11 protein-coding genes are annotated in these 9,219 nt (G+C 34.4%); 2 read left to right on the top strand and 9 right to left on the bottom strand.

Going from position 1 to position 9,219, the window contains the following annotated elements:
• Positions 1-131 precede the first annotated feature (131 nt).
• Positions 132-380 (top strand): DNA alkylation repair protein, encoded by a 249-nt coding sequence (locus V7183_RS07210; protein ID WP_097898833.1) that lies wholly within the window; start codon positions 132-134, stop codon positions 378-380.
• 52 nt (positions 381-432) lie between these two features.
• Here V7183_RS07210 and V7183_RS07205 read toward each other — a convergent pair whose 3' ends face one another.
• The 6 genes from V7183_RS07205 to V7183_RS07180 all read right to left on the bottom strand — a co-directional run bounded on the left by V7183_RS07205 (position 433) and on the right by V7183_RS07180 (position 3,670).
• A complete protein-coding gene (locus tag V7183_RS07205; protein WP_335359075.1) occupies positions 433-1,161 on the bottom strand; it encodes a CPBP family intramembrane glutamic endopeptidase in 729 nt (242 codons plus the stop codon).
• A gap of 24 nt (positions 1,162-1,185) precedes the next feature.
• Entirely contained in the window at positions 1,186-1,722 is a 537-nt protein-coding gene (locus V7183_RS07200) for a DUF2812 domain-containing protein (protein ID WP_335359074.1), read from the bottom strand.
• A gap of 1 nt (position 1,723) precedes the next feature.
• Positions 1,724-2,047 carry a PadR family transcriptional regulator gene (locus V7183_RS07195; protein ID WP_335359073.1) on the bottom strand — a complete coding sequence of 108 codons (324 nt, stop codon included), beginning with the start codon at positions 2,045-2,047 and terminating at the stop codon, positions 1,724-1,726.
• A gap of 161 nt (positions 2,048-2,208) precedes the next feature.
• Complete coding sequence (locus V7183_RS07190) at positions 2,209-2,508, bottom strand: putative quinol monooxygenase (protein WP_097898829.1); 300 nt, start codon at positions 2,506-2,508, stop codon at positions 2,209-2,211.
• A gap of 67 nt (positions 2,509-2,575) precedes the next feature.
• Entirely contained in the window at positions 2,576-3,214 is a 639-nt protein-coding gene (locus V7183_RS07185; protein WP_335359072.1) for a nitroreductase family protein, read from the bottom strand.
• A 27-nt stretch (positions 3,215-3,241) separates the two neighbouring features.
• The gene (locus V7183_RS07180; RefSeq protein ID WP_097898827.1) at positions 3,242-3,670 is read right to left on the bottom strand and encodes a MarR family winged helix-turn-helix transcriptional regulator; all 429 of its coding nucleotides are present in this window, start codon (positions 3,668-3,670) and stop codon (positions 3,242-3,244) included.
• 290 nt (positions 3,671-3,960) lie between these two features.
• Here V7183_RS07180 and tet point away from each other — a divergent pair, with 290 nt between their 5' ends.
• Complete coding sequence (gene tet / locus V7183_RS07175) at positions 3,961-5,946, top strand: tetracycline resistance ribosomal protection protein (protein ID WP_335359071.1); 1,986 nt, start codon at positions 3,961-3,963, stop codon at positions 5,944-5,946.
• A gap of 213 nt (positions 5,947-6,159) precedes the next feature.
• Here the strand turns inward: tet and V7183_RS07170 are convergent, their stop codons facing one another.
• From V7183_RS07170 to V7183_RS07160, 3 genes are all read right to left on the bottom strand, one after another.
• Complete coding sequence (locus V7183_RS07170; protein WP_335359070.1) at positions 6,160-7,143, bottom strand: DUF4003 domain-containing protein; 984 nt, start codon at positions 7,141-7,143, stop codon at positions 6,160-6,162.
• A gap of 166 nt (positions 7,144-7,309) precedes the next feature.
• The gene (locus V7183_RS07165) at positions 7,310-7,777 is read right to left on the bottom strand and encodes an NUDIX hydrolase (protein ID WP_335359069.1); all 468 of its coding nucleotides are present in this window, start codon (positions 7,775-7,777) and stop codon (positions 7,310-7,312) included.
• A gap of 15 nt (positions 7,778-7,792) precedes the next feature.
• Positions 7,793-9,217 carry a serine hydrolase domain-containing protein gene (locus V7183_RS07160; protein WP_335359068.1) on the bottom strand — a complete coding sequence of 475 codons (1,425 nt, stop codon included), beginning with the start codon at positions 9,215-9,217 and terminating at the stop codon, positions 7,793-7,795.
• Positions 9,218-9,219 lie beyond the last annotated feature (2 nt).

Genomic DNA, 9,219 nt, shown 5'->3' with positions numbered 1-9,219 from the left:
ATACTATACTTATTCATATTGAGAAAGTTTTTAACAACAACTGCATAAACCAAACGAAATTCCTATAGCACCTTATTTTTTTGAATAAATTCCTGCTATTTAAGAAATGCTACAAATGGAGGTGTATACATATGGAACCAATGCTTTGTCCAAATTGTAAAACAAACCGCACTCGCTTTAATATTCTTGAGCAACAAGTAAAACCAGTAAAACTCAATCCACAAACTGGTCAAATTGAAGAAGAATACACAAACGAAACATTGAATGCTTTTCATATGGCCTATCATGGACCTACATACCGTGTGCAATGTGCTGTATGCGGACTTGTTGAAAATCCAGAACAGTTTATTAAGCCTGCACAGAATCAATCTTTCTCATAAAAAAGTTGCTTGTTTTTCAAGCAACTTTTTCGTTTTATTCTTCATATATTTTTTAGGACTTCTGTAATATTACTTTCCCATTAAACATAAATAATCGAACGAGTGCAAATAAATCGATTGCCATATGTAGCAGTATAGATGGATAAACCGATTCTGTTATCACATATAATCTTCCCAATAGGAAACCTATAATCATTGTTCCGATTACACCTTTCCAGCCTTGATAAACATGTGCCAAACCAAAAATGACTGAAGAGATTATTAATACACCCATTATCGATAGTTCAGGAAACAATTTCGATAAGTAATTCATCATGAAGGAACGGAATAATAGCTCTTCTGTAATACCTGCTGTAATACAAATTAAAATCCAGAGTATGGATTCTTTATAATTCGTCGGAAGCATTTCTGAAAAAGTGCTCATTTGTTTTTCTGTATGGCTTTGAAACTTTTTACTTTTCTTCCTAGCAATGAATGAAATGATCGTTCCAATACATGCTCCTATGAATATTGAAATCGTTCTTTCTTCAAAAAAATTGATACTTACAAAATTTATATCAGGTAGTTTCAGCCCATATTCCGCAAATGGAATATCGATCAAGTATGATGTTATCAGCATCATGATCGTTAATCCCCACAATAAAATCATTGTCTTTATATAAAACAAAACTCGCGCATTTTGTTTTATTTGTATATCTTCTTGCAATCTAGTATACAAACACTTACCAACAATTCCGTCACCTAAGGCCAAATATAGAAATAATATAGTCAAAATGATCATTCCAGTAATCCCCTTATTACATTTTTAAAGAATTTCTTTTTTCAACTTTTTTATCTTCCAAAACAGTCTTACAAATATATAAATGTACATACACCCAATAAACCCCATCATACTTTTAGCCCAAATCGGAACCGTAACCTCTGAAGGTTCTAAGAAACTTGGATACATTCCAAGGAGATAAATCGCAAAGAAAAGAACTAAAACTTTTAGCAAATCCTTAAATCTTTCAATTTTCGTTTCTTTCTCAGAATAAATATCAGGCAGTTCGTTATCATCAGTTACCTCTTTACAAAAATAATGCCATTTCGTAAAGCTTGTTACATACTTCCATCCAGACATCTCATATATTTCAAGGTATTCTTTTTGATTTACTAGTGAATTTCGATAATCAAGTTTAAAATCTGCCTTATACACAACATCCTTAGGCTCTGTTTTCTTAAATGTATACATCAAGTTATAGTTTTGTAATGCCCAGCCCTCTCGATGCATTTTTCTTAAGTACGCTTCTTCTTTTTCTAAGTTCCACGCTGTAAATAACTTAAATGTTTTCTTGATTTCCATGTTATGCTTCCTCTCTTAACATACTTTTTCCATTTTGAACAGAACGTTGCAACCGTTTAAATTCAAGCTCTAACACTTCTCTACCAAACGGAGTTAATACGTAACATTTCTTTCTATCTGTGGATGCTACTTCAACAATCAATTTTTCTTTCAATAACTTTGTCGTATTCCCATATAACGTACCAGGTCCGAGCTTTACTTCCCCATTCGTCATTTCTTCTACCATTTGCATAATCCCATAACCATGCATAGGTTTTACTAATGACAGCAAAATGTAATATGTCGCCTCTGTTAATGGGATATATTTCTGCACTTTTTTATTCACTATAACTACCTCCGATACATCGATATATGATATATCGACTTACGATACATCGTGTATCGATATTTTATAATTTCATTCCAAAAAATGCAAGCAAAAATAAAGTGACTCCTCGCCTACTCTAAAAGAGAGTTAGCGAGGAGTCACTTATTGTGTTGAATTTCTTATTTACTTTGCACTGGTTGTCCATCAAAAACTTTAATATCTAATGGAGCCGTTAAAAATTGGTTTGCTTTACTAACGAAAGAAGTAAAATGTTCACTTACATTATGGCTAGCAACTGCTTCTGCATCTTGCCAAATCTCTACCATTGTATAAACACTTTCTTTTTCAGTATCTTTGTATAAATCATATGATACATTTCCACTTTCTTCTCTTGAACCATGAATTAGCGGTTGAATTTCTTCTAAAAATGCTTGTTGTTTTGCTGGATCTACTTGAAATACTGCGTGAATAATAATCATAGTGCTTCCCCTCTCATATTACACTTGTCTTTATAAAATCACATAATTTTTCCGTGACTATATAACATTACTTCCACTGGGCAATTTTGTCAATTGGAAGACGGACTGATTTATATCCACTGTCAGCTGCTTTTCCGATTGAGATTAGCATAACTGGTACATAACGCTCTTTATCTAACCCGAAAATTTCTGTGATTTTATCTTTTTCAAAACCACCTATTGGACACGTATCATACCCATGAGCACGAGCTGCTAACATCAGTTGCATAGATACAAGACCACCATCAATTAAAACTGTATCTTTCATCACTTCTGGTGCAACTGTAGAGAAATAAGCGGAAAGTTTTTTCATCTGATCTTCTTTCACTTCAGCTGGCATATAGCCACGTTCAACTGCTGTACTATAAATCTCTTCAGCATTATCAAAGTTTTTTAAATCACCAAATACAGCAATCATTGCTGACGATGTCTCTACTTGCAGCTGATTAAACTTAGCAAGCGGAGCAAGTGTCGCTTTTCCTTCCTCACTATCAATAACAAGAAAACGCCATGGTTGCATATTAACTGATGATGGTGCAAGTGTTGCTTCTATCAAAATTTCTGTCATTTCTTCTTTACTAATCTTCACAGCTGGATCATATTTACGAATTGAACGACGTCCTGTAAGAATTTCTGTAAAATCATTTGTTTTTGTTACGTTACTCATAGATGTAATCTCCTTTTTATCTCATATTTAGACTTCTTTAATATTTTCTTGAATGTGATTTAACATATTTAAAAGGTTATCTCGCTCTTCTTCACTTAAACCTTTTAGCGCTGAAGCTGCAAAACGCTCTTTCTCTTCTTGAAAGGCATGAATTTTATTTCGTCCATCTTTCGTAAGAGAAACTAGAGTAATTCTGTTATCATCAGGATTTTTACGTCTTGTAATCATTCCATTTGCTTCAAGCTGCTTTAAGTGCCTTGTAATCGCAGCATTATCAATATTCACTTCTTTTTGAAGTGCTTTTTGACTGATTTCTTCTACTTCATATAACTGATGTAACAGCTCCAGCCTTGATTGACTAATCCCTGTACACCCTTCAAATTTTGAACTTACTTCTTTATTAAGAAAGTGTAACTTATATAAAATAATTGCTTCCTTCGAGCATGAACTTGTCAATTTACCCCTCCTTTGCAAATGGATCACACAATTAATTGACATATCAATTATTGATATGTCAATTAATATAACGGATAACAAATTAAAATGCAATTATTTTGTTTTTCCCTATTTCATGTTTCGCATCCCCCTTACTAAATTTTCAAAATTCCGCACTTAATTACGTTACAAATAATGGTAATCACCCTATAATGAAGATATTATAAACGACTGGAGAGTGATTCTAATGCGGCAATTTAATAAAAGAAATGAGGAATTCAATATAAAAAACGAAATGAGGATTATCATACATGAAAACAATAAATATAGGGATTGTAGCGCATGTAGACGCTGGAAAGACGAGTTTGACTGAGCGTATTCTTTATGAAACCAATGTAATTCAGGAAATTGGCCAAGTAGATAAGGGTAGTACGCAAACCGATTCGATGGAGTTAGAAAAGCAACGTGGGATTACCATTAAAGCATCTGTCGTTTCATTTTTTATAAATGATCTCAAAGTAAATGTAATTGACACACCTGGTCATGCAGATTTTATTGCTGAAGTAGAGCGATCTTTTCGTGTTTTAGACGGAGCCATTTTAGTTATATCAGCAGTTGAAGGCATTCAAGCACAGACTAAAATTTTAATGAAAACTCTACAAAAAATGTGTATTCCGACAATCCTATTTGTAAATAAAATTGATCGTAGTGGTGCTCAAACTACGAAAGTTATCCAACAAATAAGAGAAGCTCTTACCAATCAAGTACTCCCTTTATATAAGGTGAAGGATGAAGGAACAAAGCATGCATGTATAATTCAAAACGAATTACGTGCCGATGCCATTGAGACAATATATGATGAATGCATAGAACTTTTAGCACCCTATAATGAATCTTTACTCGAATCATATGTAAACAGTGCAACATTAACCGAAACAACTCTAAAAGAAGAATTATTGAATCAAATTCAACATGCAAATGTATATCCAATCTTTTTCGGTTCAGCTATGACCGGTATGGGAGTCCCTGAATTACTTGAAGGTGTCTCAAACATGATTTCACAAAACATTTCGATTGATCATTCAGACGACCTTTTATCGGGAGTTGTTTTTAAAATTGAAAGAGAACCTTCTGGAGAAAAAATTGCTTATGTACGAGTGTTTTCTGGATGCTTACATGTAAGGAAATACGTCGAGATAAAACGAAAAAAGAATCGTACTGAAATCGTCTCACACAAAGAAAAAATAAAAAAACTTCATATATTTCATAACGGAAAGGCTGTTCACTCCTCTACTATTAGCGCAGGAGAGTTTTGTAAAGTATGGGGGTTAAGCGACATTAAAATAGGTGATGTAATTGGTACAATGTCACATAGAATAAAAGAAATTCACTTTGCCGAGCCTCAAATGGAAGCGATAATTGAAGCAAGACCAAAAGAAAAAAATCATGACCTATATCAAGCACTGATAGAACTATCTGAAGAAGATCCGCTAATCAAAGTACTGAAAGATAATATTCATCATGAAATCTACATTCGACTTTTTGGTGAAGTTCAAAAAGAAGTCATAGAAACAACTCTAAAGGAAAAATATAATTTAGATGTTTCCTTCTCAGATACAAAAATTGTATGTATAGAAAAACCACTTAGAACCGGAAATGCACTAGAAATAATGGGCGAAAAAAATAACCCTTTCTATGCAACAATTGGTTTTCAAGTTGAACCTGGTATCTTTGGATCTGGCATTACTTATAACTTAGAGGTCGAGCTTGGCTCATTGCCTTTAGCGTTCCATAAAGCGATTGAAGATACTGTATTCCAAACGTTAAAACAAGGTTTATATGGATGGGAAGTTACCGACATCGTTGTAACTTTAACGCATACCGGTTATGCAAGTCCGGTAACGACAGCTAGTGATTTTAGAAAACTAACACCTCTTGTCTTAATGAATGCTTTAAAGCAAGCTAGAACGACCGTATATGAACCAGTAAATGAGTTTGAATTAACAGTTCCTACAAATTCAATTAGCAACGCACTGTATAAATTATCGGCAATACATGCTGCTTTTACAGAACCTGTATTGCATAATGATTCCTTTTGTTTAACAGGAACATTACCGATGGCCAAAACGGAGAATTTTAAACGTGGTCTGCATTCTTTTACGGAAGGTGAAGGTGTCTTTATCGCTAGACCTTGCGGATATAGTAAAATCGAATCAAATTTCCCAACGCGAAAACGAGTAGATTATAATCCACTCAATCGAAAAGATTATTTACTGCATGTGCTTCGTGCTTATTAATGTAGAATATAAAACCGGCGGACAGTAATTATATTTAAAAACGTTTTAGACTATACAAAAAAAGCATTAAACTGTTAAAAGATAGTTATAAACTGAAAAAGTCGATTGTCAAGCAGACAATCGACTTTTGATTTAGGTATGATGTATGTAACCCTTTTTGGAAAACCTTAAATATAAAGGCGGTGCGCTTGCATTTATACAGCAAATTGCACGTTATGAACTACTGCTAGCAGAAGTTGCTGCAGAGGAAGCGGTAATTGCTGCTATCATGGCTGCCTGCTGCGCCTGTATAAGGACCTCTATCATTGTTTGTAAGCCTGTGTTGGCAGTTTGACTTTCCGTACCTTTCTGACTTACGAATAGTTGAATAGCAATAAGAATATTTGCATCCGTATGCCAGCGGAATTGCTTGTCCCCCTGCAATTTTTCAATGAATGCCCGAACAGAAGCGACCTCTTTCTCTCCATCCTCAAGCAACGCTAGTAACCCGATAGCTGGATAATGCATCTGTTTCACTTTTATCTTTTCTTGTCGCATCATGTTCCATATGTTTTTATATCGTGCTACTAAAATATCTTCGTTGACATCCTTCTTTAGAGAAAGAATATGACTTAAAAATTGAAGATTATTCCCTTTGTACATACCAGCTGCCGCCAGCTTCTGATAGAGACGTTCCACTCGATCCATAAGCGTCTCTACTTTCTCTGATTGTCCTGCTAGTAAAACAGCGAGTGGATAATCATCTGCACTTGTAAGAAAGAAGTGATCCTCTTTCATGCGTTTATATACTTGCAGCGACCGCTGAATGCGTGTATCATATTGTCCCTTGTCTTCTGGTAAAAGCACAGCTGCTGCCAGATAAGTGAATATACTCCGGCTAAAGCCACCAGCAACCAATCGTTCATATAAATCTAGAAACTGCTGAAACGCTTCTTTATAATGTGTAAAATGAATATCTAATGTTGCTGCAACCACAAAGCGATGATAGGACTTTAAATATGAAAACATTCCTACCTGATCCTTAATATAACTACTAATTTCTAAAAACCGCCCAAGATCAAACGGCTTATCGCTGCCTGCATACATAGCGGCAATCATCATCCCTGTCCGAGAATCACTAGTTTTCCACCTTAGTTCTCCCTTCAACTGTGCATATATGTATGTATACTGCTCCAGCTTCTGTTCCAATGTAATCATAACAGTCCCCCCATTTTCTTGTGCTTCTCTTCTATCATACTATAATTCCATATTTAGGAATACCGTTTTAATACAGCATTTGTAATCACATACTTTACTTGGTGTTACCTCCATAATCCCCCTATTAATTATAAGTCAAGTTCCCTTCCCGTCTTCCTATCTCTTTTTATTCACTCCTAACAATATGTTCCATATGAATAGGTAAATCCTTCACTTTATCTTTTAAAAAATCCGGTTTCAAGTTATATTCACTTATTCGTTCTAATGGAACCCATTGAAATACATACCTTCTGCCATCTTCTTCAAGAATAAAAGTATCCTCTCCTTTTGCAGGCAACTCCAGCAAATTCACTTCATAATAAAAACTAATTTCATGGAACTGCTGCGAATCATATGTAAAGAAATTTTCAACCGTCCATAAGAGCCTTTTCACATCAACATTTACTCCTAGTTCTTCCTTAAGTTCTCTTTTCACTGCCACTGCACTGTGTTCTAGCATTTGTACTCGGCCGCCCGGTACATACCAGAAATCTTCTCCTTCATTTTGAAGCATGAGGATTTTATTTTCTTGTTTGCATATTGCACCAACTCGGTAGTTAAAACACGTTTTCTCTAATTTGAATGTAAGATCCATTATTATGTGCCACCTTCATATAATTTGAGATTTAACTACTAAACTATTGTATTTACAAGAGATGATTATAGAAACCAATCCATTTAACGCAAGTAGGATAGCTACTCCAATTGATAAATAAGCTAGATCTGGAGCAAATACATAAATCGCATGCCACGGAGAGCCTGTACTATAAATTAGTAGTGGAATTAGAATAATAGATAAAGCTAAAAATATGATTCCGGAAATGCGCCATGCGCTTCTTTTACGAACTTTTCCTGATCTAACCTTTACTAGTAGATAAATGAACATGACAAAAAGTAAGCATATTATCCCTATTGTAATCAGTTGAGCAATAGGAGTATATGAAGGTATGTCAACTGGTTCATCTCCATTTAATATATTTATAATTCCTTGTTTCAAATGTGGGAGTGCCGCTTCTTCAAAAATATGATTTTTATTAGTAAGAATTACGCCACCCCAACCAGTTTTCGGTATAAAAAATACTTCTGCGTGTGAATCAGGAGTTGAACCTGAATGCCATATCATTTTCTCCTCAGAATCTGGATTTGTAATTCTTAATCCTAGGCCATAGAAGCGGTTTTCACCGGTTTGAACATGCGGTGATACATAAAGATTTCTATTATTTTCAGTTAAAAAATTGACATTCTCTTGTCGACTAAGGAATTTTATGTATTGAACCATATCTTCTGCACTTGCCGTTATATACCCATATGGTGCTCCTCCATTATCATATGTTACTGAACTTTTTCGCGGGATTCCAAACCATGACTGATAACCAGCAAGATATCCTTTTTTATATGCAGTATCATTATCAGCCGCTGCATTCTTCATACCTAATGGTAAAAAAACCTCCCGCTTCATGTACTCAGAATACGTTTGATCGGTAACTTCTTCAATAAGAGCACCGAGAATTAAGAAATTCGCATTACTATATTGATGCTTTTCTCCAGGTGGAGCAGTAAGTTTAACATTTGATAGGCTTTCCACATTGTTTTTTATAGCTTTTAAATCTTTAGATTCTTTATCTGATATTGATAAACCGGAATACGTACTCATTCCACTTGAATGAGTAAGCAAATGTTTAATTGTTATTTTTGATGCTGCTTCTTTATCTTTAAGTGTAAACCATGGAATATATTTTTGGACTGGATTTTCTAGATGAACGATATCTTCTTCAATTAATTTCATTATGGCTAAACCTGTTAATGATTTACTTATAGATCCAATAGTAAAGGGGGTTTCAGTAGTTACTTTTTCTTCTGTTTCTCCCGTTACACCCCATGCTTTAGAATAAAATAAATCATTTTCATGAACAATAGCAATTGAGGCGCCTGGTATTCGATGCTCTTTTAAAAAAGTTTCTACATAGTTGTCTATCGTATTCTTAATATCTTTTTCCGCGGAGACTTTTGAGGCTGGTAGAAATAAAATAATCACAT

This window comes from Bacillus sp. JJ1127, from assembly GCF_036965845.1.
In the GTDB taxonomy this organism is placed as follows: domain Bacteria; phylum Bacillota; class Bacilli; order Bacillales; family Bacillaceae_G; genus Bacillus_A.
This window is presented reverse-complemented; position numbering and strand designations above follow the sequence as displayed.

What these genes read in the sequence shown, in the direction of transcription:
- V7183_RS07210 (WP_097898833.1), top strand. Translation starts at nt 132, where the DNA reads ATGGAACCAATGCTTTGTCCAAATTGTAAAACAAACCGCACTCGCTTT.
- V7183_RS07190 (WP_097898829.1), bottom strand. Translation starts at nt 2,508, where the DNA reads ATGATTATTATTCACGCAGTATTTCAAGTAGATCCAGCAAAACAACAA.
- V7183_RS07205 (WP_335359075.1), bottom strand. Translation starts at nt 1,161, where the DNA reads ATGATCATTTTGACTATATTATTTCTATATTTGGCCTTAGGTGACGGA.
- V7183_RS07170 (WP_335359070.1), bottom strand. Translation starts at nt 7,143, where the DNA reads ATGATTACATTGGAACAGAAGCTGGAGCAGTATACATACATATATGCA.
- tet (WP_335359071.1), top strand. Translation starts at nt 3,961, where the DNA reads ATGAAAACAATAAATATAGGGATTGTAGCGCATGTAGACGCTGGAAAG.
- V7183_RS07200 (WP_335359074.1), bottom strand. Translation starts at nt 1,722, where the DNA reads ATGGAAATCAAGAAAACATTTAAGTTATTTACAGCGTGGAACTTAGAA.
- V7183_RS07185 (WP_335359072.1), bottom strand. Translation starts at nt 3,214, where the DNA reads ATGAGTAACGTAACAAAAACAAATGATTTTACAGAAATTCTTACAGGA.
- V7183_RS07165 (WP_335359069.1), bottom strand. Translation starts at nt 7,777, where the DNA reads ATGGATCTTACATTCAAATTAGAGAAAACGTGTTTTAACTACCGAGTT.